General features: G+C 46.1%; 14 protein-coding genes and 1 pseudogene. 13 read left to right on the plus strand and 2 right to left on the minus strand.

The window, feature by feature from the left end:
• Nucleotides 1-164 precede the first annotated feature (164 nt).
• A complete protein-coding gene (locus G3352_RS14260; RefSeq protein ID WP_163757395.1) occupies nt 165-1,085 on the minus strand; it encodes a LysR family transcriptional regulator in 921 nt (306 codons plus the stop codon).
• A 515-nt stretch (nt 1,086-1,600) separates the two neighbouring features.
• Between G3352_RS14260 and G3352_RS14265 the strand changes: the two genes are divergently transcribed.
• Both G3352_RS14265 and nagA read left to right on the plus strand, forming a co-directional pair.
• The gene (locus G3352_RS14265; protein ID WP_179282962.1) at nt 1,601-2,386 is read left to right on the plus strand and encodes a DeoR/GlpR family DNA-binding transcription regulator; all 786 of its coding nucleotides are present in this window, start codon (nt 1,601-1,603) and stop codon (nt 2,384-2,386) included.
• Nucleotides 2,387-2,412: 26 nt separating this feature from the next.
• A pseudogene (gene nagA / locus G3352_RS14270) lies at nt 2,413-3,541 on the plus strand (N-acetylglucosamine-6-phosphate deacetylase).
• Between the two features lie 241 nt (nt 3,542-3,782).
• Here nagA and G3352_RS14275 read toward each other — a convergent pair.
• Nucleotides 3,783-4,622, minus strand: a complete 840-nt coding sequence (locus G3352_RS14275; protein WP_163757397.1) for an AraC family transcriptional regulator — start codon at nt 4,620-4,622, stop codon at nt 3,783-3,785.
• Nucleotides 4,623-4,932: 310 nt separating this feature from the next.
• On the opposite strand from G3352_RS14275, the gene G3352_RS14280 reads away from it, so the two are divergent.
• The 11 genes from G3352_RS14280 to G3352_RS14330 all read left to right on the plus strand — a co-directional run bounded on the left by G3352_RS14280 (nt 4,933) and on the right by G3352_RS14330 (nt 22,904).
• On the plus strand, nt 4,933-5,769 hold the full coding sequence (locus tag G3352_RS14280) for a chitosanase (protein WP_240343077.1): 837 nt from the start codon (nt 4,933-4,935) through the stop codon (nt 5,767-5,769).
• Between the two features lie 19 nt (nt 5,770-5,788).
• Entirely contained in the window at nt 5,789-8,377 is a 2,589-nt protein-coding gene (locus G3352_RS14285; protein WP_163757402.1) for a metallophosphoesterase, read from the plus strand.
• A 455-nt stretch (nt 8,378-8,832) separates the two neighbouring features.
• Nucleotides 8,833-10,254, plus strand: a complete 1,422-nt coding sequence (gene leuC / locus G3352_RS14290; RefSeq protein ID WP_163757404.1) for a 3-isopropylmalate dehydratase large subunit — start codon at nt 8,833-8,835, stop codon at nt 10,252-10,254.
• 31 nt (nt 10,255-10,285) lie between these two features.
• On the plus strand, nt 10,286-10,903 hold the full coding sequence (gene leuD / locus G3352_RS14295) for a 3-isopropylmalate dehydratase small subunit (RefSeq protein WP_163757405.1): 618 nt from the start codon (nt 10,286-10,288) through the stop codon (nt 10,901-10,903).
• Between the two features lie 273 nt (nt 10,904-11,176).
• Nucleotides 11,177-12,583: an N-acetylmuramoyl-L-alanine amidase family protein gene (locus G3352_RS14300; RefSeq protein ID WP_163757408.1), complete on the plus strand. Its 1,407-nt coding sequence runs from the start codon at nt 11,177-11,179 to the stop codon at nt 12,581-12,583.
• A 258-nt stretch (nt 12,584-12,841) separates the two neighbouring features.
• The gene (locus tag G3352_RS14305; RefSeq protein ID WP_163757410.1) at nt 12,842-14,254 is read left to right on the plus strand and encodes an N-acetylmuramoyl-L-alanine amidase family protein; all 1,413 of its coding nucleotides are present in this window, start codon (nt 12,842-12,844) and stop codon (nt 14,252-14,254) included.
• A 35-nt stretch (nt 14,255-14,289) separates the two neighbouring features.
• Nucleotides 14,290-14,973, plus strand: a complete 684-nt coding sequence (locus tag G3352_RS14310; RefSeq protein ID WP_163757412.1) for a GerMN domain-containing protein — start codon at nt 14,290-14,292, stop codon at nt 14,971-14,973.
• A gap of 72 nt (nt 14,974-15,045) precedes the next feature.
• Nucleotides 15,046-17,784: an S-layer homology domain-containing protein gene (locus G3352_RS14315; RefSeq protein ID WP_163757414.1), complete on the plus strand. Its 2,739-nt coding sequence runs from the start codon at nt 15,046-15,048 to the stop codon at nt 17,782-17,784.
• 163 nt (nt 17,785-17,947) lie between these two features.
• Entirely contained in the window at nt 17,948-18,643 is a 696-nt protein-coding gene (gene nth / locus G3352_RS14320; RefSeq protein WP_063566827.1) for an endonuclease III, read from the plus strand.
• Between the two features lie 23 nt (nt 18,644-18,666).
• Entirely contained in the window at nt 18,667-18,939 is a 273-nt protein-coding gene (locus G3352_RS14325) for a hypothetical protein (protein WP_024630585.1), read from the plus strand.
• Nucleotides 18,940-19,232: 293 nt separating this feature from the next.
• Complete coding sequence (locus G3352_RS14330) at nt 19,233-22,904, plus strand: dynamin family protein (RefSeq protein ID WP_163757415.1); 3,672 nt, start codon at nt 19,233-19,235, stop codon at nt 22,902-22,904.
• Nucleotides 22,905-22,912 lie beyond the last annotated feature (8 nt).

The raw sequence follows: 22,912 nt of genomic DNA on the forward strand, positions 1-22,912 counted from the left end.
AGCAACATTGTACTGTAACGATGATGTACTGCTAATACCATGTAAAGAACTTTATCCTGCGGATGCGGGAGACGAGTATAGAACAAAGGCTTGGCCCTTATGGGTCAAGCCTTTGTTTATTTTATTGCCATGTATAGAGCAGGTCTAATACGCTGACCGTCCAATTATTCTCCTTGAGAGAGCTCGGCAACGGTTTGTTGAAACGTATGAATAAATGCTTCCGCGGCTTTGGAGAGAACCCGTCCTTGGCGGTATGCAACTACAAGGGTACGACTGGGAGATGGCTCAGCTAGCGGTACATAAACAGGAACGAATTCACTGCGGGGCGCGCGGGCAATAAAGCGCGGAACTAGTGTAATCCCCATACCTGTAGCCACCAATGACTGCACCGTCTCAATATTTGTACTCTCAAACACCACATTGGGGTCAAACCCCGCTTCCTCACACAGATCAAATGTAAGTTTACGGAAGCCTTGTCCTTTCTTCAACACAACAAAGGGTTCATCTCGAAGCTCTTCCATCCGTACTGGAACTGGATGCTCCGGATCTCCTCTGCGTGCCAGAGGGTGATATGGGGGAACCGCCAAGTCAATTCGCTCTTCACCAATTGTTACATAAGATAGGCTTGGCTCCTGCAATGGGAGCGAGAGCAGGCTTAAGTCAGCCTTGCCACTAGCCGTCAACTTTTCAAGCGTCAGCCCGGAGTCTTCCAGCAAGGTTACTTCAATCTCGGGATAGGCCTGCTGAAATGCGGGTAGCACATGCGGAAGCAGGTGGGAGCCAGTGATCGGCATGCTGCCTACAACGACTTTACCTTTGCGCAGCTGGGAAATGTCCGACATTTCCTGTCTGAGCAGCTCGACCGCATCAATAATTTTCTGAGCCTGCTCTACAAAAGTCACCCCTGCATGGGTCAGCTCCACGCTGCTGGTATTACGCTGGAATAGCAGTACGCCCAGTTCCTTTTCAAGTTTGGATAGCTGCTGACTTAAAGAAGGCTGGGCGATGTGCAGCTTCTCGGCTGCCCGGGAGAAGTTTCGCTCTGACGCGATTTGCAGCGTATATTGAAGTTGTCTGAATTCCATATCAACACGTCATTCCTTTCGTTATGCCATCATTATATCACTACAAATAAGAAATGATTAATTTAACTGAAACGCTTAAACTGCTTAAAAGAGTTAATAAATGTAGATGTTAATAATACAGAGCTTGTTTATCGGCAGAATATTCAATCAAAATCTATTATCGGTAGCCTTTTTGACTAATGCTGATCATTCCATGCTAAAAAAGAACACGGCTGCATCTAAATGGCGTACTAATCTGACAGCCATTTTCTTTCCTAGAGCGCTTTTTGATGACAAGTATCTGAGTGATTTAAGTCAATTTGTTAAGCAAATGGCTCCGAAATCCGTTCATTAATTTTTTTCTTAGCAGTAAATCTTAACTTATGAAGACGTTAACGGATGTGAATTCATCTGGCTAACGTCTTTTTTATTGAACAGTCAGGAATAAATACTTGCACTAACTTAAGATTTACTTATAATAACTTGCAAAAACTAAAAATAACACTTATAGTTACTTAAAAGGAGGTGCGTGTATTGTGTATCAAGAGGAAAGATTGTTAAAAATACTCGAATACTTGAAACAACACCAATCGATGAGTGTTACAGATATATGTACGCTGTTTGAAGTATCAAGGGATACTGCACGAAGGGATATTGTTAGATTAGTACAAGAAGGCGTTGTGATTCGAACTCATGGGGGGCTATCGTTACCTGAGTTACAGAAAGAAATGCTGTCTTATCAGGATCGTTTGATTGATGAATCCGAGAGTAAGAAAAAAATAGGGAAGTTTGGGGCAAAACTTATCCAAGACCATGAGACTGTGATTTTAGACGTATCAACCACGGTGCAATTTGTAGCAGAACAAATTAGCGCAAAAAATTGCACGGTGGTCACGCACTCGATTGATAACGTAGGGATCTTGTCCAATCGAGAGGATCTTCAAATCTATATTCTCGGTGGTTACTTGAATGTAAAGCATCGCTTTTTATATGGTTCTTCCATTATCGATAAACTAAGTGAAATTCGTGCTGATAAAGCCTTCATTGGAGCATCGGCGATCCGGTCTGATGGACTTTATTATCCATATGAAGAAGATGCCCGGGTAAAGAAAGAAATGGCCAGAAGATCTGATCAGGTTATCGTAGTAGCCGATCACACAAAATTTATTGGCAAATCTATTCATCGGCTGGACTTTGATTTCGTTGACATTTTAGTCACAAATCTGGAACTCCCGAGTGAGATCAGAGAAGTTCTGGATCAGAAGAACATCACTGTTATTGAGTGTCAGGAAGAAAATGAAGAGGTTCGAAAGCAAGACTGATAACCATCGGGAAGAGGAGGGTTTTTATGGATTATATTTTGCATAATGTACAAATGGCACTTCGCAACCGTATCGTTCCATCAGCCAATGTGTGGATTTCTGAAGGGAAAATCATGAGGGTAGACACAGGTGATCTTCCTACGCTAGAAGGAGAGTATGAACGGATTGATGGGAGAGGACATTTGCTAGTACCTGGGATGATAGATGTTCATATCCACGGTGCCAATGGCTTTGATATGATGGACGGTACTGAAGAGAGTATTCAAGAAGTTTCACGCCAATGTGCTTTAACGGGGTGTACCTCATTTCTGGCTACATCTGTTAGTTCTACGATGGAGGATCTTCTGGAAATGATTCGTAGTGTCAAGCGTGTAATAGGACAAGAAGTGGGAGCAAAGATCGCAGGGATTCACTTAGAGGGACCGTATCTGAACCCGAAGCGAAAAGGAATGCAGAATGAAAAGTATTTGCGGCATCCCAACATAGAAGAAATGAAGATCATTTTCCAGGAAGCAGGGTCACTCATTAAGATGGTTACTATTGCTCCCGAGCTGCCGGGAGGAATGGACTTGATTTCCTTTTTGAAAGAACAGGGAGTAGTTATAGCGATCGCTCATTCGGATGCCACATATGAGGAAGCCAAACAAGCCTTTACATCAGGTGCGAGTCATGTTACGCATTGTTTTAATGGCATGCGGCCGATCCATCATCGAGATCCGGGTCTGATCGTGGCTGCTTTTGAAGAGAAACATGTAAGTCTTTAATGTCCATCTGCATCCTGCTATTATTCGACTGATGCATAACCTGAAAGGACCGGAAGGAATGGTCTTGATCACAGATGCTTTACAAGCAATGGGTATGGGCGATGGGAATTATCTATTTGGAGGCCATCATGTCACGGTATCGGGTGGCATTGCAAGACTGGAGGATGGAACACTGGCCTCCAGTACAGTTACCATGAATGAAGCCTTACGTTATACTGTCGAAACCGGAATTCCCTTGATAGATGCCGTACAGATGGCTTCAACTACGCCGGCCAATATTCTTGGATTTCAACAAAAGGGGGAAATTTCCTCTGGTTTCGATGCCGACCTGGTCCTATTGGATGATGAATTTCAGGTTCTCTGGACGATGGTGGGCGGTCAAATTCTATAAATCACTATTATTTGCGATTCCACAGCGAAAGCCCATTAGATAAGTCTAGTGGGCTTATTTTTTATTTTCTTCACATTCCGACCCATACAGGATAATAATCGTCAAATATATAAACAATAATAATGGTATCATGACAAAAATATTATAATGGCGAATGAGTATATGAGGTAATCTCACTAACCGGAATGATAATATTCTATCGTTATCTTTCTCTAATGATTGGATTCCAGTGATTTTGCTATTAAGACTTAAATTGTTTGCGGAAGCAGAGTGGCGAGATGCCCATCACTAATTTGAAGGTTCTTCCAAAATGGGAAGTGTTATCAAACCCGACCATTCCCGCAATTTCAGTAACATTAAAAGAAGAGCCCACCAGCAAATCACGAGCTTCTTTAATACGGATGTTATTGATATATTCTATGAAGCTGAACCCTGTGGATTCTTTAAAAGTTCGGCAAAGGTAGGAAGAGCTTATGTCGAATTGCCGTGAAATCTCACCGAGCTTAAGCGGTTCCATATAATGTTGATTTACATAATTAACGATGTCTAGGACTTTCTTGTGTGTACGATTGGATTCCACCAATGGAGCGACAAGGCTGTCAAATAGTTTACGGTTAAGATAGAGGAGCAACTCTACCAATAATATTTGTTGGTAGTGTTCATATCCGCGTGCTTGTTTGTTCCCTTCCTGGATCATCTTCAGAAAAAGCTGTTCGATGAAATGCTGATCCTTTCCGGTCATCTTCAAAGCACGGTAATCACTTTTGAATAATTCGAGCAGTTCCTCACATTGATCACGGGTGCAGAAATGCTGCAGGAATTCTTTCTTAAACAGCAGTGTAACTCGTTCATACATATTGCAGCTGGAATTAACCAGTTTGTGCCTTTCCTGAATATCCATAAATAGCAGTGTTCCGCCCGCAACCTGGTAGGTTCTATCGCCTATATAATAATAAAAATCCCCGGATATTAAATACAGAATCTCATATGCATCATGATAGTGTCTTGAAGGCATGCTGGTGTATACCTGTTTCTTGCGGCTGATGTCAAAAAGAGTAGACTCATAAAATACCGGCTTCATTGAGCACCTCCTAAGAGGATTGTAGACTTGATCTAAGGTTGATAGCAATATATGTATGAAAATTTAATAATTACAAGAAAATACGTGCTGTATAGATAAATTTTTTGAGATAAGCTTGAATGGAATTTATCAATCGTTGAAAAAAAGGAGGGGTGTCATGCTTGGATCGGTTTGGGTATAGGGTTCCTATTGCTAAAAGTTAAAGCGCTTATACTATTTAACTAAGGGAGAGATTGCGGTGCTTAATTCAACGAATAGTAAGGTTTTCAAGAAGATGAAATTTTCATTGATGATCCTACTCAGTTTTTCAATGATTTTTTCTTATGGCTCTCTGTTCAATGTGTCTCAACAGAAAAGTTATGCGGCAGGAAACCCTAATTCTAATTTCTCACCTGCAACACTTCAATTCTTACGTGCCAACACAGGTTTGGATGGTGAGCAGTGGAACAATATTATGATGCTTGTTAACAAACCGGAGCAGGACGATCTGAACTGGACCAAATATTACGGATATTGTGAAGATATTGATGATAACCGCGGGTATACGATTGGAATATTCGGTGCGACTACAGGCGGCTCAAATGATACCGGTCCCGACGGTCCGGAACTGTTCAAGGAATATGACGCTGCCAAAGGCGCGAGTAATCCTTCGGTTAAGGGAGCATTGGCCCGGATTGGTGTCAAGGGTTCGATGAAAGGGAAGATCCTCGAAATCAATGAGAGCGAAAAGAGTTTCTGCAAAAAGATCGGCAATTTGCAAAATGATCCCGAGTGGAGAGAGGCTATGTGGAAAACGTTCTACAATGTTTATATTAAGTATAGTGTGGACCAGGCCCGCAAACGCGGCTTTAACTCGGCATTAACGATTGGTTCCTTCGTGGACGCAGCGCTGAACCATGGAGCGACCGGCGGTTCTGAGACCCTTCAAGGGCTTTTGGGCAAATCAGGAAGCAGCACGGATGAGAAGACTTTCATGACCACATTCTATAAAGAACGGACCAAGATTGTGGATACGAATGACTACAACTCTCCGCCTAACGGAAAGAATCGTGTGAAGCAGTGGAGCAATTTGCTGAACATGGGAGAGACAGACCTGAAGGGCGCAGATTCGGCAGTACTTCAAGTTACCAACTGGAAACTCCAATAACAGGAGGGAGATGGGGCGAATGGACAACAACCAATCTTATCTCAAGAACAGATTTTCCAAGGTAATCAGTCTATTGGTTATAGGTTTGCTGCTTGCCATGGAGTTGACCGGTTTTGTCTCAGCAGGAAGGGAAGGAAATGAGGAAGATCTTGCAAGTGAAGCAACTGCAGTTCAAGAAACGATTGCCCAGTGGATTTTTAAAGACAAAGGTGAGAACGGAGTATTTCCGGCTACCGGCGGGATATATCAAACAGCATCATCCATTCGTGATGTAGGAACAAATACGGATGCATACACCTATGAGTCAGGTGAGAACAGCGTACGCAACCAGGGCTGGCATGAAGGAACGGGCACTAAGTACTGGCTCGCCACGGTTTCGACCAAAGGCTTTGAAGGTATCGTCCTCTCTTCACAGCAAACATCTTCAAGTACAGGTCCCAGGGATTTTAAGGTGCAATACAGTAGGAATCAGCAGGAATGGACAGATGTCGCAGGCGGCAAAATGGTTCTGGCCCAGAACAATTTTAATTGTTCCAATAATTCTTGCAAATTAACGAACCTCTCATTGCCTGCGGGAACAAACAATCAAGATGTACTCTATATCCGCTGGGTGGTAGACTCTGCGAAAAGCGTAAGCGGGGCAGCGGTGTCCAGCTCAGGCTCAAGCAGAATTAAAGATGTGGTAGTTAAAGGAACACGCATCAGCGGCGAACCCGGGAACACTCCCACACTTGAGGTAAGCAAAACTCCCGCTTCAGGGGCTGCAGATGTTTCCCTTAACGCAGAGATCACAGTGAAGTTTAATAAAGCCATTAGTCTCGTTAGTGGTCATCAAGTTGTAATCACAGAAAACAATGCTCCTCTTACCAACATCTCTGCCTCGCTCCTCAGTCAAGACACGGTTAAAGTCAGCCATCCTAATTTTACTGCCGGCAAAACTTACAAGGTGACCATCCCTAAAGAGCTTGTTAAGGGGACTATGGACGGCCGAACACCGGACAACGATATTACCTGGAGCTTTAAAACGAAGTCTCCAGATACCGGTAACAAAACACCAACGCTGCTGAACATGACTTTTAATGGAGACCCCAAGACAAGTATCGCCTTTGACTGGTATACGGCCGAAACGGTAAGAAGTACAGTAGTGCAAGTGGTGGAGGCCTTCAATGCGGTAGGAAGTGAGTTCCCGGAACAACTGGCAACTTCTTATGAGGGCAGCTCAACAGTTATTGAAACCTTAATGACGTCAGGAGACAGAAGTTCCAAGAAGTATAAAAAGTTCGCCAGCCACAAGGTTATTGCAACCAGTCTTAAGCCTGGAACCAAATATATGTATCGCGCTGGTAACGGTGATGTGGACGGCTGGAGCGAGACGGGTTCTTTTACCACAGACAAGGCGGATAATCAGGATTTCCATTTCCTCTATGTAACCGACACCCAAGGCTCAAGTAAATCCAATTTCGATCTGTGGCAGGATACTTTTAAGAGAGCTATTGAGAAAATGGTAGACCCCAAGTTTGTTCTTCTTACAGGGGATCTAACGGATGACGGTGATCTGGAGCAGCTGTGGCAATGGTTCTTGGGTGTGCCGAAAAAAGAATTTGCCAATGTGCCTTTTGCTCCGATAATTGGCAACCATGAGATAGAGGATTATCCGAATAATAATTTTTATAACCATTTTAATCTTCCGAAAGATGTGGGGACTGGTGCTCATGATGGGTCGGTGTATGCTTTCGAATACGGCGATGCCCTGTTTATGCAAATCAATTCCCAGTACGAAGGGGAGGTCAAGCCGTACAAAGCGGATATTCAGTTTACGAAGCAATTGGAATGGATGCGGAATCAGGTGGCAAAGACCGACAAGAAGTGGAAATTCGTCTCTATGCATAAGGGAGCTTATTCTTCAGGGGATAATGCTTCGGCAGAAAGCGAACGGGTAGAATTTTACCGGAAATATCTGATTCCTGTATTTGATGAGCTGGGTGTGGATATGGTGTTTGAGGGACATGACCATATGTATATGAGGTCTTTTCAAATGCTGAATAACGTTCCGATTAAGAATGTCATTACCGATGAGCATGGAAATGTGCTGAATCCCAAAGGAACCGTGTATCTAATGGGCAACTCGGCCGCTTCGAAATTCTATGCTCTTAATCCAGATGCAGACACGTTTTTTGCAGCAAAAAACGATCAGCCCAACAAGAAAATGTTCCTGGATGTTTCCATTACAAGCGACGTGCTGAAAGTTACATCCTACACAGCAGTTAAAGATAAACCTCTTGCCGTCTATGATGCTTACAGTATTAAACGGACTGACGTCAAACCCCGCACAGTCGAAAATCCAAGCGCAGTAAGACAGTCAGCGAACCGTGCAGTTCTTTCGTGGAAAGCGCCAGCAACTAGCTCTGAGCCGGTGCGAGGTTACCGGATTTACGAGAAAAATGATAAAGTCAGCACGAATTGGAGCGTGTATGTGCCGGCGGTCAGCGGTCAGACAAGTTACAGCTATACATTAAACGGCATAGATTCTGCCAAAGACTACAATTTCGTTATTAAAGCTGTGGGGACAAGAAGTAATTCACTTCCAGCAGAGGCAGGAATGCAATGAATGGATAGATGTGGGGAATACGGGAGGTAGCGATCGTACTTCTTTTCAAGACCTCAATCTGCTGATCCGTTGTCTCATTTATTTCATTCGGTTATTCATATGTCGTTTGTACTGTGTGTGGACGGGAACGTCTAGAGCTGGTGAGAATTAGTCATCGCAGCCCTTGCATCAGGGCTGCTTTTTTTCTATTAAACATAAAAAGCATTGACAGCGAAGAAGCTGGAACGTAGTATAAGACTTACATGATAATGATAATTGTTATCAATTGAAACCTCTGCATAGAGCAGTGGTTTATTTGCTTTTCCCTCATTATAGGTTAAACCTATTACATCTATAGATATTATATCTTGGAACAATGAAGGACAGGGTGATATATTTATGTCATTCAAGAGCTTCACTTTTAAAGGAACTAAAGAGGCTCTTCCAAGGACCGAACTTATGATGAGGTGAAAATGATGAGTAAAAAAACGATGTTTGAGAAAATTTGGGAAAACCACGTGATTCATCAGGAAGAAGGCAAACCAAGCATTTTGTATATCGATCTGCATTTGGTGCATGAAGTAACATCCCCACAGGCGTTTGAAGGTCTGCGTCTGAGTGGTCGTAAAGTTCGTCGCCCTGAGTTGACGTTCGCAACAATGGATCACAACGTTCCAACGAAGGATCGTTTCAACATTACGGATCCAATCTCCAAACAACAAATCGACACACTTTCACAAAACTGCCGTGACTTTGGCGTAAAACTGTATGACTTGGATACCGTTGATCAAGGTGTTGTACACGTTATGGGTCCTGAACTCGGCCTGACTCATCCAGGTAAAACGATTGTATGTGGCGACAGCCACACGTCCACACATGGTGCATTTGGCGCACTCGCATTCGGGATCGGAACGAGTGAAGTAGAACATGTTATGGCAACCCAATGTTTGCAGCAAGCCAAAGCCAAAACGATGGAAGTTCGTTTTGTCGGCAAACGTAACCCGGGTGTAACGGCGAAGGATATGATTCTCGCAGTCATCGCCAAATACGGTACAGACTTTGCTACTGGATATGTTATTGAATATACGGGTGAATCGATCCGTGAATTGAGCATGGAAGAACGTATGACCGTTTGCAACATGTCCATCGAAGGTGGAGCAAGAGCGGGCATGATTGCTCCGGATGAAACAACATTCGAATATCTTCGTGGACGTGAATATGTACCTGCCGATGGCCAATTCGATGAAGCAGTTGCTACCTGGAAAGAGCTTGTAACCGACGAAGGTGCTGAATTCGACCATGTGGTTGAAATCGATGTAGAATCATTGATTCCGCAAGTGACTTGGGGTACTAGCCCAGGTATGGGAACAGACATTTCTTCGAAAGTTCCTGTCCCGGCTGAACTGCCAACTGAAAACGAACGTAAAGCCGCTGAAAAAGCGCTTGAATATATGGGCTTGGAACCTGGAACACCAATCTCCGAAATTCCGGTTGATTATGTATTTATCGGTTCATGCACGAATGGACGGATTGAAGATTTGCGTGCTGCTGCACAGGTAGCCAAAGGTCACACCGTATCCAGTAATGTTACAGCGATCGTTGTACCAGGCTCGGGACGTGTTAAAATTCAGGCGGAAAAAGAAGGTCTGGATAAAGTCTTCACAGAGGCTGGATTTGAATGGCGTGATGCCGGATGCAGTATGTGTCTGGCAATGAACCCGGATGTATTGAAACCAGGACAGCGTTGTGCATCGACTTCCAACCGTAACTTTGAAGGACGTCAGGGACGCGGAGGACGTACTCACCTCGTATCTCCTGCAATGGCTGCAGCAGCAGCGGTTAAGGGACACTTCGTAGACGTACGTGACTGGAATTTCAAAACGGAAGCAGCTATCTAACAACGAACGGATTGAAGGGAGAACGAATGATATGGAAGAATTCAAAACACTGCAAGGCATCGTTGCACCGGTAGACCGGGTCAATGTAGATACAGATGCAATCATTCCGAAACAATTTTTGAAACGGATCGAACGGACCGGATTTGGACAATTTTTGTTCTATGAATGGCGTTTTGACGAAGAGGGTAACAACAATCCTTCTTTTGAAATGAATAAACCTCGCTACGAAGGGGCATCTATTCTGATCTCACGGGCCAACTTTGGTTGCGGATCTTCTCGTGAGCACGCACCATGGGCAATTATGGACTACGGATTCCGTTGTGTAATTGCACCATCTTTTGCGGATATCTTCTATAATAACTGTTTCAAGAACGGGATCTTGCCGATCAAACTGTCGGAAGAGCAGGTTGAAGATCTGTTCCAGCGTACAGCGACACATGAAGGCTATGAGATGAATGTGAATCTGGAAAACAAAACGATTACAGATGCATACGGACTGCATATTGATTTTGATCTGGATGAGCATCGTCGCCAATTCCTGTTGCAAGGATTGGATGATATTGGTCTTACACTTCAACATGATGACGAAATCGCTGCTTATGAACAGCGCCACGCGGCAAAGCTGTTTGGACAAACGGCCTCAGTCTAAACTTTATCTGCAATTTGTATTCAAACCTCCAATCGTGCAGGGAACTTCACCGTTCCTTGGATCGAATTGGAGGTTTTTTTGCATTTGGCAATGATGCAATTATGTCTTCGAGTTATAGGATACTCCGACTAAATATGACAACGTTGTAACCGGATGAAGTGACAATATCTGATAAACTGATTAGTAGATTATGGAAGGGTAGATAGAGTCGAGTGTTGCATCACAGCGAATCAGATCGAAGGTTCATAAGACAAACAGAATGGTGGTTGATGTATGAAGAAATGGTCGGCAGCAGTCTTTGTTTTTCTGTTCCTGTGTTTATTTCCTGTCATGGCAAATGCCGATTCGTCTCCCTCGATTGTGCTGGACGGTGTGACCATTAACCAGCAGTCGGGAGCTCCAGCCGAGAATACTGGCAAAACCGTGATGGTGCCCATTCGGATCGTCTCTGAAAACCTCGGTTATCAGGTGAAATGGGAGAAAGCCACTCAGACTGTTCGTATTCTCAAAGGTAACAGCAGTATCCAGATGACGGCAGGCGAAGATGCGGCCACCGTGAATGGAAATCGGGTGAGTCTTGATTCTCCGCCTCTAATCAAACAGGGGACTACACTGGTTCCGTTACGTTTTGTCGGTGAAGGCATGGGTCTTCAGGTGGGATGGGACAATGGAACCAAGACAGTAAGCCTATTAAGTATTCCTCCTGTAGCAGGTACCGAGGGTGAAAATGACCCGGTGGAAGCTCCTGAACCGGAAGGTTTGTCAGAGCTTCAAAGTATCAGCTTCGGCGGGGATCGTCTGATCTTGGCGACGAACGGGAAAATCACACCAAAGGTTTCCAGTCTCAGTGGACCTGATCGTATCATCGTAGATCTGCCCGGCACCACATTTGCTAAGGAGTTCATCCAGGGACAGGCTTCCAATCCGGATGGCAGCGGAACTCTTCTGGTTACGGATTCATCGCTGGTTTCCAAGGTGCGATATGCAATGTTCAGCCAAACGCCTTCAACGGTGCGTGTGGTCCTTGATCTGAGTCAGGTGGCGACTGCCAAATGGTCACTGGGCGAGAACAACGTGTTGCTTGTTGACCTTGCGGCAAGTAATGGAGAACCAACAAGTCAGCCTGCTGTGCCAAGCAATGATGGCAAAAAGGTTGTCATTATTGATCCAGGGCATGGTGGACGACAATCGGGGGCCATCAGTGTGACAGGCGCCTTTGAGAAGGACTTTAATTTGGCTGTAGGACTCAAAGTTCAGGCACTTCTGCAACAACATACGGAGATTCAGACCGTGATTACAAGGCAGGATGATACGGAATTATCCCTGCAGCAGCGTGTGGATATCGCCCAACTGAATCAGGCGGATATTTTTGTGTCGATCCATGGAAACAAGTTTACAACTCCTGTTCCTAATGGAATTGAAACGTTGTACAGTCGTAAAGATAGCAAGGATTTGGCCGACATTTTGCACAAGCATGTGTTGCAGATTACAGGATTTAAGGATCGGGGAGTCAAAACGGCAAGTCTGCATGTAACCCGTGAAACAACGATGCCCGCAGTTCTGCTTGAACTCGGATTTCTAAGTAATTCAGCTGATGAAGCAATGATGCTGACTGAAGATTATCAGAACAAATGTGCACAGGCTATCGTAGACGGAATTGTAGAATATTTGGGTCTTTAATGTGGGTTGTGCGCAAATATGAAGGTCAGGGTTGTGCGTTGTTTCGAGATGCATAATTGATAATTAAGGAAAAATTCAGACAATAAAATGTAGAAAAAGCTTGATTTGACAACGTTTTTTTTCTGTTATGTTGGAATATATTCGCAACTTTTGAGAATACGAGGCGTCTAATAGGTGTCTGGTAATGCCTCAGTGGTCAGTCGGAGCTGAAGGTTCACAACATGCGGCAAAAAAATATGAGAATGGTAGGGGTGAAGGATGAAGAAGTTCGGTTTTTTGGTACTGTTATTTGTCTTTGGGCTCGTTTTCCCGGGCTATAGTCATGCAGCAGCAGATACGCACATTATCCTAGATGGGAAAGAAATTGTGCAGCCTTCGGATGCCAAAGCGGAAATCATCAATAGCAGCGTGATGGTTCCGATTCGGGTTATTTCGGAGAGCCTGGGATATGGTGTGGACTGGAAACAGGCAACAAGCACCGTGACTATTAGCAAAGACAACACTGCCATGCAGATGATTGTTGGACAGAAGACGGCAACGGTGAACGGCAGTAACGTGAACCTTGATGCCCCGCCACTCGTGAAAAATGGAACCACACTTGTGCCTTTAAGGTTCATTGGTGAGCAAATGGGTCTTAAGGTGGGTTGGAACAATACAACGAAGACGGTAACATTAGTTACCCAGAATTCAGGTTCCGGAAACGGGACAACCACTCCTCCGAACTCTGGTAATGATGGTGGAGGATCGGATCAGGATGGTCTTGTACTGGTGAACGGCATCAGCTTCAGTGACAACCGCTTTTTGATTGCAACAAGCGGAAATACGAAGCCGAACGTCTTCACGATGACAGGACCGGATCGAATCGTTATAGACTTGCCAAATACCGCGTTCGCTGACTCTTTTAGTGAAGGACAAGCTTTGGACAGCAACCAGAATGGACAGCTTGTCGTGAGTGGATATCCGGATGTGTCGAAGATTCGTTATTCCTTGTACAGCAATAGTCCTTCTACTCTTCGTTTTGTCATTGATCTGAGCAATGCCAAAGGTTATGACGTACAAAGTGACTCCGGGATGGTTATGATTGATCTGAACAAAGAAGGCACTACAACACCGCAACCTCCTGTTGGAAACAACGGCAAAAAAGTTGTTGTTGTAGACGCTGGACATGGTAATCAGGACCCGGGAGCCATCGGTGTAACCGGCAAGAAGGAAAAAGACTTCAATCTGGCAATGGCTCTGAAAGTGGAAGCATTGCTGAAAAAAGAATCTAACATTGACGTTGTGCTGACGCGCAGCGATGATACATTTTTGGCTTTGAGTGAACGAGTAAAGATCGCAGAAAAATTGAAGGCGGATATCTTTATTTCCATTCATGCGAACAGCGGGTCTGCAGCGGCAAACGGTGTGGAGACGTATTACACCCGTTCGAATAGCAAGGCATTGGCTACGGTGATGCACAAGTATCTCTTGCAATCATCTGGCCTGAAGGACCGCGGAGTAAAAACGGCAAGTCTCCACGTAACCCGTGAAACAACGATGCCGGCTGTTTTGCTGGAAGCTGGTTTCCTGAGCAACAAGAGTGATGAAGCCGCACTGTTCACTGAAAGTTTCCAGAACAGTGTAGCCAAAGGGATTGTTGCAGGGATCAAGGAGTATCTGGGAATTAAATAAGGGTTCAACCCTTATGATCAGGAGGCGGAGTTAGAATGAACAAAAAATTATGGATTGCAGCGCTGCTGGTAACGGTTATGACAGTTGCTGCTGGATGTGGAAGCAAGCCAACAGCTGCTCCAGCTCCAAATCAGACTCAAGGTGCGGGAACAGAGATTAATGCGCCTGAGGATCAGAATGAGACGGATATTACTGAACCTGTAACTGAGGATCCGGAGGATACAACGACAACGACACCGGGTAACACAGAAGGCAGTACGGAGGGTACAACGACTCCATCGGGTGGAACTACTTCAGAGAAGCCTGGAACTTCCGAAACTAATGAGAAGAAGACCATTGATGTGTACTACACAGATCTGGAAGAGTTGGAATTGCATAAAGCATCGGCAGATATTTCTTATGCTTCTGATGAAGCCAAGTACAAGGCTGCATTTGCAGCGCTGCAACAAAGCAAGGACGACAAGCTTGTTCCGCTTTGGGCTAAAGAAATTGAATTGAAATCTGTTCAGTTCAAAGATGGTGCGCTTACCCTGGATATTCACATGCCGGATACAGCACGTCTTGGTGCAGGTGGCGAAGTGTTTGCTATTGATGCTTTGAAGCAAACGTTTTTCCAATTTGATGAAGTCAAATCACTTGATTTGCTGGTAGATGGCCAGCAATCCGAGAGTTTGATGGGCCATGTGGATCTTGAGCATCCAATGACACGATCCGAATAGGTTGTACAGCATGTTGTTTTACCGTGAATCTGCGGAATATCGGCCGTTTTACATGAGAGAGGGGAATCACAGGTGACTTTTAAATATAACAATCCATCACACTCTAAAAAAGTAGTTTCAGCCGTGCTTGCAGGCATGATGGCCCTTAGCGCCGGCGGTGCTGCTATGGCAGCAGAATCAACAGATACGGGGCAAGGTCAGACTGCAACTGTAAGCAATACAGCTGCACCAACCGGTTTGTTCAGTGATATCAAGGTCGGATATTGGGCTGAGAAACATGTGTACAAACTGGCCTATCAAGGTATTCTTCTCGGTAACAATGGCCTGTTCCGTCCGGGAGACGCGGTAACGCAGCAGGAAGCTGTGACGATGGCGATCCGTTTTATGAACAAGGAGGACCAGTTGAACGACAGTACGGCTACGGCATTACCGACAAATATGGAAGTGGGAAACTATTTCAAGCCATATGTCGCTTTGGCGCTTCAACTGGGACTGATTGATAAAACCGAAGAATCTACAGTGGATGTGTCCAAAACATCCTGGGGGCAGAAACAGGCATCACGTGAATGGATTACAAAATTGTTGATCCGTTCGTTGAACAAAGATGCTGAAGCGAAGGCGCAAAACAATCAATCTACCGGATTTGCTGATAATGATAGCATTTCCGAAAGTGGCAAAGGGTACATCAATCTGGCTGTAAGTTTGGATCTGGCCAAAGGTGTAGATGGCAACAAGTTTAATCCAACAGGCTCTGTAACTCGTGCTCAACTCGCTACATTCTTCAGCCGCGGCGAAACGTTAACGGATACGAAGTATGCGAACACATTCACGGGTTATGTAACTGGATTAAAAGATGGGCAGATCACACTGGTTGTGGACGGAAAAGCTGTTAACTTCGCAGTGAACAGCAGTACGCCTTACTTTACTAAAGACAGTGAATCCCGTGCATCGTCTGCAGATGTGAAGCTGTATACAAAAGTTCAGATTGTAGGTACTACCGGCACGGCTTCCTATGTGGAAGTGGTTGATGCAACACCGCAGGTAGAAAGCGTTGAAGGTACTTTTGCTCGTTCATTATCAGGTAATAAAATTGGCTTGTTTGTAGGCGAGAATTATGAAACGTATGGCTATGATGAGGCAACAGCATTTATCGATCAAAACGGAAATGCAATCAAACTATCTGATATTACAGCGGATAGCACCATTGAAGTACAGCGTGAGACGTTCTCGGCTGACAAAAAGACAGTTGTTATTCGTGTGAAGTCCGGTATTGTCAACAAAAGTGATAGTGGTGTCGTTGCTGAAGTAACGACTTCTGCCAAAACGATTAAGCTTACCAATGCAGCCGGAACTACAGAGCAATACACGTATAACGATAATCTGATCATTCGATATCAAGACCGAATCCTTTCCCTGGCGGAGCTCAAAGCGGGAAGTGCAGTGAAGTATACGGTTAAAGACAGCATCCTGCAAACGATTGAATTGTCGCAAGGTGTAGAGCAGTCTTTACGCGGCACACTGGTGGAGATCGGTGGTAACCAATCGACACTGACGTTTAAACGTGAAGGTGGATCGCTGGAAGCGAAGCTGCTTGCAGAAAAACCGGAAGTAGTTATTAACGGAATCCAGGATGCTACGCTGAATGATCTGATTACAGACGCAACTAATGGAGATCAGGTTGAACTTACGCTAAACTCAGAAGACCGTGTGACGCGCATTCAAGTAATCGGACGTCAGATGGAGCCAATGAACGGAGTTTCCGTTGTATCCTACAACAGTAAAACAAAAGTATTGACGGTTCTGGACAGTAATAAAAAACCGTTTGTGTTCACGCTGGATGACAAAACGAAGCTGGACTACAACACATCGAAGCCTACACTTGCTGGATTGGAGTCTTTGTTGAATGATGGTCGCAAATTGGATCTGACGTATGTGGGAACTCGTGCGTTATCCGTTAAAGTGATCTATAAATACGAAGGCACAATCAGCAGTATTGATACTGCGGGCAGAAAAATCAGTTTGTTGTCTGGAAACCAGACGATCACGGTGCCGTACTCTACGGTTCCAACAATCGAGATTTACAACAAATCTGGAGCAAGTCTGAGTGACCTGAAGATCGGTGATAGTGTCACAGTTACGCTGGGTTCGAATCAGGACTATGTACAGAAAGTGGCTTTGAATACAGTGGCACAATTTGAAGTAGTTTCTGTAGAAACCAATGGACGTGTTCGTGTGAAATCGGATTCGCTGACAAGTCAGTTCTATGTCGATCAAGCGGTTCTGACAGGAGAAAGTGGTCAGTCCCTTACGGCGTCACAATTGGCAGCGGGAAACCTGATAAACGTTACTTTTGAGGGAACGACTCCTAAAGCGGTTCAAGTTGTTAAACGTACGCTTGCGGAGGTTACATCTGTTGATGCTTCGTCAGTTACACTGAAACTGTTCAATGGTCAAAGTGAGACGGTTCCTGTTAGTGGTTCTGTAAAAGTAGTCAAATCGGGTTCTACGTTAACTACTCTTAGCAGTCTTACTGTTGGTGATCGTGTTGAAATGACGAAAGATACGGATAATTCTACCCGTTTTAGAGTGTTGACAGTCATGAGCAAACAGTTCTGGTCTTATGATGGAGTGGGCAACCAAATTTTGGTTAAACGCGAGTCCACATCTGACACGAATTATCGTTTTGCACTGGGGACAGGCGCATTTGTTCACCAGGGTGACAACACTTTAAGCGTGCAATCTCTCAAAGATAATGATAATATTGTATTGTATCTCCTGAACAACGTTGTACTGGAGATCCAAAAACAGTAATCGTTTCTTTTCGAGGATCAAAAGAATGACCGTCTTGATGCGGGATCTTTCCCGTATCAGGACGTTTTTTTTGCAAGATTTTTGGGGTCCCCGCAAAGTACTCGAAAGAAGCTTCGAAGTAAGGCTCCACCTCGTGGAGTCATTTTGTGGGAGGTAGCTCTTCATGAATGCAGCCACTGTTAGGCATATACTCGAAACAATGGAAGCGATGTTTCCTGATGCACATTGCGAATTAAATCACAGCAATGCGTTTGAATTGACTGTAGCCGTCCTATTGTCTGCCCAGTGCACCGACGAAACGGTAAACAAGGTAACCGCAGACTTGTTCAAAAAGTACACCAGTCCTGCCGATTATCTGTCTGTTCCTCTCGAAGAACTGGAACAGGATATCCGGCGTATCGGTTTGTACCGAAACAAGGCCAAGCATATTCAGAACATGTGCCGAATTTTAATAGAGCAGTATGGCGGTGATGTACCGCAGGAACATGATCAGCTTGTGACGCTCCCTGGTGTCGGGCGGAAAACTGCAAATGTCGTTGTATCCAATGCATTTGGAGTCCCGGCAATTGCGGTGGATACGCATGTTGAACGTGTATCCAAAAGGCTGGCACTAGCAGGTTGGGATGACTCCGTACTTGAAGTCGAGAAAAAACTGATGAAGCGCGTACCCCGGGATGAGTGGACTTTAACTCATCATCGGTTCATATTTTTTGGACGCTACCATTGCAAGGCACAAAACCCTCAATGCCATGTCTGTCCATTACTGGACATATGCAGAGAAGGTAAAAAGCGTATGAAAACGTCCCAAATCAGGAAAGATAAGGAACGTGCCACAACCCCAAAACGAAAAATAAATTAATGAGTAGAAGAGGATGAGTAATCATGAAATGCATTTCCGTGTACACTGACAATTTTGAGGCCTTCTCCGATATTTTCGAACAAATCGTTGAACAGGAAATGGCTGAAAACGAAGAAAAAGAAGTAGAAGGCATCACTGTAAGCCATTCTGGTGATGTGCCTGAACATTATCTGGAGCGTATGTCCACGAAACCAGAAGTAGTTGTCATGAGAGACAAAGGTCGTGACATTACGATTTTGCAGCATGGCCAAGTATTTGAAATTTTGCTGCCTTCGATGGAGAACGCTGTTTCTTAAGAGATTTGAATTAATAAGCTATGCTGCTTCTATGTACAAGGTTATCTTTTGAAGGTGATCCAATTGGGCATGGACGCAGCATGCTTCTTATGGAATACAATTGTTTCACAGATAAAACCGACAGGATCGGTTTTATTTTTTTATGTGGAGAATTGCGATTTGAAATTATCTTTGTCAGTCATCTTGTATTCAAACCGTTCAATTTCAAACTTGATAATGGTAAAATAAATGAATTATAAGATAAAGACATCGGACCAGATGTCAAATTAGAGGAGCCAGGGGGAAGGCCAGTCATGTCCAGAACAGATTACCCAGTAGAGATGGCCAAACCTCTGCTTCCATTGCGAGAAGCGATGGAGCAGACAGGGGACCATACAGCTGTACAGGCTTTAACGGATTTGATCAGTAAGGCGGAAATGAAACAGTTAACGATTGCGTTTTGTGGACACTTCTCGGCAGGCAAATCGAGTCTAATTAATAGTTTATGTGGCAAGCGGGTTTTGCCTTCGAGTCCTGTACCTACAAGTGCGAATGTTGTATCCATCCGTAACGGTGAGCCGAGAGCACTTATTTATACGTCATCGAACGTAAGCGCTGACAATTCAGCGGGAGTTCTTGAGGTTTCGCCAGAACAATTGGAAGAGTATTGCAAGAACGGTGGGGCATACACCTCCATTGAAGTATGGGATGACATTCCCCTACTGAAAGATGATGCGGTATTACTTGATACGCCAGGTGTGGATTCGACCGATCAGGGGCACAGCCTAGCAACACATTCAGCACTTCATCTTGCTGATGTGGTGTTCTATGTGATGGATTATAACCATGTGCAATCGGAAAGCAACCTTTCTTTTGCCAAAAGTCTATCCGATTGGGGCAAACCGTTGTTTCTTATCGTAAACCAGATTGATAAACATCGGGAACGGGAGCTTTCGTTTGACCAATATGTTGAAGGTGTAGAAGCTATTTTTGCAGCCTGGGAAGTTCGGTATGATGGACTGCTGTTTACTTCGCTTCGGGACAAGGAGCATCGTTACAGCCAGTGGAAGCAGCTTCCTCAACTGATTGAACATATGATGAATGAGAAGGAAGGGTTAATCAAGCATAGTCTTGCAAGCTCTGCGAGCCATGTGACCGAGCAGCATCTGACAAGACAGGCAGAGGAACGCGAAGAGGAAGAGACAGCGCTCCTGGAGGAAGTTGGGGGCAAGGAAGGTATTGAACGCTTGGAACGGGAACTGGGTCTCCTGGATCAAAAGGAAGCAGAACTTCGTTCCAAACCATCACGTGAACGGGAGAAGTTTCGGGCGGAGTTGGAGCCCCTTCTGGCAAATGCGAACCTAACCCCTGCCGATATTCGTACCTCTGCGGCGGCTTATTTGGAGAGCCGTAAACCCGGTTTCCGGGTAGGCTTATTGTTCTCTGGTGGTAAGACCGAGCAGGAGAAACTGCGTCGTGCCGCTGAGCTTGTGAGACTTCTGCAAGATCAGGCTTCGGGGCAAGTAGAAGTGCATATTCGTACCATGCTTAGACAGTTGGGTGAAGCACATCAGCTGTGGGGTGCTGAGTGGGAGCAAGCGCTGAACGCGGAGCTGCCTGCGGTAGATGAAGCACTGCTGGAGATGAAACGGAGCGCCAGTGCAGAGGTATCTCCCGAGTATGTGCTTCAATTCAGCAAGGATATACGGGGCGAGATCGAGGCCCGTTACCGCAGGTCGGCCATGATACTGGCCGACCGCTTGCTTGAAGCGCTGGGCACGCAGGGCGAAGCCGCGCTCCAGGCGCTGGACGCCAGCCGCGCAGCGTTGCTGGCGCAATCCGCGTCGGCGGCGCGCTATACGGCGCTCCAGCGCGCCGCCGACGCCGAGGCAGCAGGGCTGCGCAGCCTGCTGCCTCCTGCGGGCCCCCTCACCTCCGGGCTGTTGCCGGAGGTGCAGGGCCCGCCCGTGCCCGCGCACGAGCCGGGTGAAACACCCGGCCCGCACACGGGCACGGAAGAGTCTGTGGCTGCGCAGCCACAGACTCCTGGGGCACCGCCGCCGCGCAAAGCGGCGGTGCATGGGCAGCCGGCGGCTGGCGCACAGCGCCGCCGGCGCCTGGACGCAGCGGCGGCACGGCTGGAAGCCGCCGCTGCGCTGGTAGAGCCGTACCCCGCCATGGGGTCGGCGGTACGGGATCTGCGTACACGCGCGGCTTCGCTTGCGGGCGGCACGTTTACACTGGCGCTGTTCGGAGCGTTCAGCGCCGGCAAGTCCTCCTTCGCCAACGCGTTGCTGGGCGAAGCCGTGTTACCGGTCTCGCCGCATCCAACGACAGCGGCAATTAACCGGATCATGGCTCCGTCCGGTGGCGCGGAGCATGGAACTGCCCGGGTCCGGATGAAGACCTCGGACGCCTTCCAGGAGGATCTTGCGTATTCCTTCCGTTTGCTTGGACTGGGTGAGCCTGGGGCAGACTGGCAAAAACGGGTCAAAGCCCTTTCACCACAGGATGTGCATCCGGCAGGGCGTCCGCATTACAGCTTTTTGCAGGCAGCCGCAGCAGGCTGGGAGGATACCGCAGCTCAACTCGGCCAGGATGTGCTGGTGGATCTGAACGGATATCGTAACTTTGTCGCTAATGAGAAGAAGTCTTGCTTTGTCGACAGTATTGACCTGTACTACAGTTGTGATGTAACAGAACAAGGCATTGTCCTTGTAGATACGCCAGGGGCTGACTCCGTGAATGCCCGTCATACGGGTGTCACTTTCAATTATATGAAGAATGCGGATGCACTCATTTTCGTAACGTACTACAATCATGCCTTCTCTCAAGGAGACCGACAATTCCTGAATCAATTGGGACGCGTGAAAGACAGCTCAGCAATGGATCAGATGTTCTTTGTGGTTAATGCGAGTGATTTGTCTTCCTCTGAAGAGGAGTTGGAGCAGGTTCTTGACCATGTGAGTACTCAGCTGCGCAGTAATGGCATTCGGGCACCACGCCTATTTCCTGTATCCAGCATGCTGGCAATGGAAGGCAAGACAGGCAACGATGCGACATTGCTGGAGCAATCTGGCTTCATTCAGTTCGAGGAAGAATTTAACCGGTTTGCAGGAAGTGAGCTTGCGGACCTTGCGGTTGGTGGGGCTTCTGAAGAGATCGCACGGGTGATCAAACGAGTGAAGACACGTGCCGAGGATGCGGCCCAGGGGGAAGAGGTTCTACAGCGACGTCGGGATGAGCTGGGCTCAATCCAGGAACAGTCCCTTCAGAGGGTACATTTGCTCGCGGAACGGTCCATGAAGGCAGAACTGGCCCAGGAAACGGCTGAATTGCTGTTCCATGTGCGGCAGCGCCTGGGTTATCGTTTTGGGCTGTTCATGGCAGAAGCGTTCCATCCATCCGTTCTTCGTGAGGATCGCGGGAATCTGAAAGCAGCCTTCGCTGCCTGTGGTCGCGAACTGCTGCGCATGATTGCCATCGAACTGGAACAGGAACTGCTTGCCACTACACTTAGACTCGAACAGGCGGGGCAGACTTGGATGCACAAGCAAGTGACCGAATGTGTAGATGAACTGAAACGATTATCCGGAGGCATGGATCTGTCGTTGCCACTGAGCGAACGCTGGAGTACACCTGTTTTGGAAGAGGTGCGTTTGGAAGAACCTTCGGGTTGGAAAGCGTATCTGAGTTATTTCCGTAATCCGAAACAGTTCTTCGAAGGAGATGGACGACAGCGGCTTCAGGAGGCACTTGATCCTGTTATTAAACAGATGGTGATCGATGTTCTGCCTGCTGCGGAGAATAAACTTGTTCAATTCTATGACAACCAGCTTGGTCAGTCTTTGCAGCATCAATCCCGTCAATTGGAAGAGAGACTTGAGGAGGCCGTTAGTGCCCTTCATGAGACAATGACCAGTGGAATTCCTGCCGAAGAATGGGAGAGTCTGTCTGTACAACTGGGGCAGATTGAACGTGAATAAAAGGTATT

This window comes from Paenibacillus sp. ALJ109b, from assembly GCF_010747435.1.
GTDB classification, from domain to species: domain Bacteria; phylum Bacillota; class Bacilli; order Paenibacillales; family Paenibacillaceae; genus Paenibacillus; species Paenibacillus taichungensis.

Coding starts and splice junctions, on each gene's coding strand:
- G3352_RS14260 (WP_163757395.1), bottom strand. CDS start 1,085: ATGGAATTCAGACAACTTCAATATACGCTGCAAATCGCGTCAGAGCGA.
- G3352_RS14275 (WP_163757397.1), bottom strand. CDS start 4,622: ATGAAGCCGGTATTTTATGAGTCTACTCTTTTTGACATCAGCCGCAAG.
- G3352_RS14280 (WP_240343077.1), top strand. CDS start 4,933: ATGATTTTTTCTTATGGCTCTCTGTTCAATGTGTCTCAACAGAAAAGT.
- G3352_RS14285 (WP_163757402.1), top strand. CDS start 5,789: ATGGACAACAACCAATCTTATCTCAAGAACAGATTTTCCAAGGTAATC.
- leuC (WP_163757404.1), top strand. CDS start 8,833: ATGAGTAAAAAAACGATGTTTGAGAAAATTTGGGAAAACCACGTGATT.
- leuD (WP_163757405.1), top strand. CDS start 10,286: ATGGAAGAATTCAAAACACTGCAAGGCATCGTTGCACCGGTAGACCGG.
- G3352_RS14300 (WP_163757408.1), top strand. CDS start 11,177: ATGAAGAAATGGTCGGCAGCAGTCTTTGTTTTTCTGTTCCTGTGTTTA.
- G3352_RS14305 (WP_163757410.1), top strand. CDS start 12,842: ATGAAGAAGTTCGGTTTTTTGGTACTGTTATTTGTCTTTGGGCTCGTT.
- G3352_RS14310 (WP_163757412.1), top strand. CDS start 14,290: ATGAACAAAAAATTATGGATTGCAGCGCTGCTGGTAACGGTTATGACA.
- nth (WP_063566827.1), top strand. CDS start 17,948: ATGAATGCAGCCACTGTTAGGCATATACTCGAAACAATGGAAGCGATG.
- G3352_RS14325 (WP_024630585.1), top strand. CDS start 18,667: ATGAAATGCATTTCCGTGTACACTGACAATTTTGAGGCCTTCTCCGAT.
- G3352_RS14330 (WP_163757415.1), top strand. CDS start 19,233: ATGTCCAGAACAGATTACCCAGTAGAGATGGCCAAACCTCTGCTTCCA.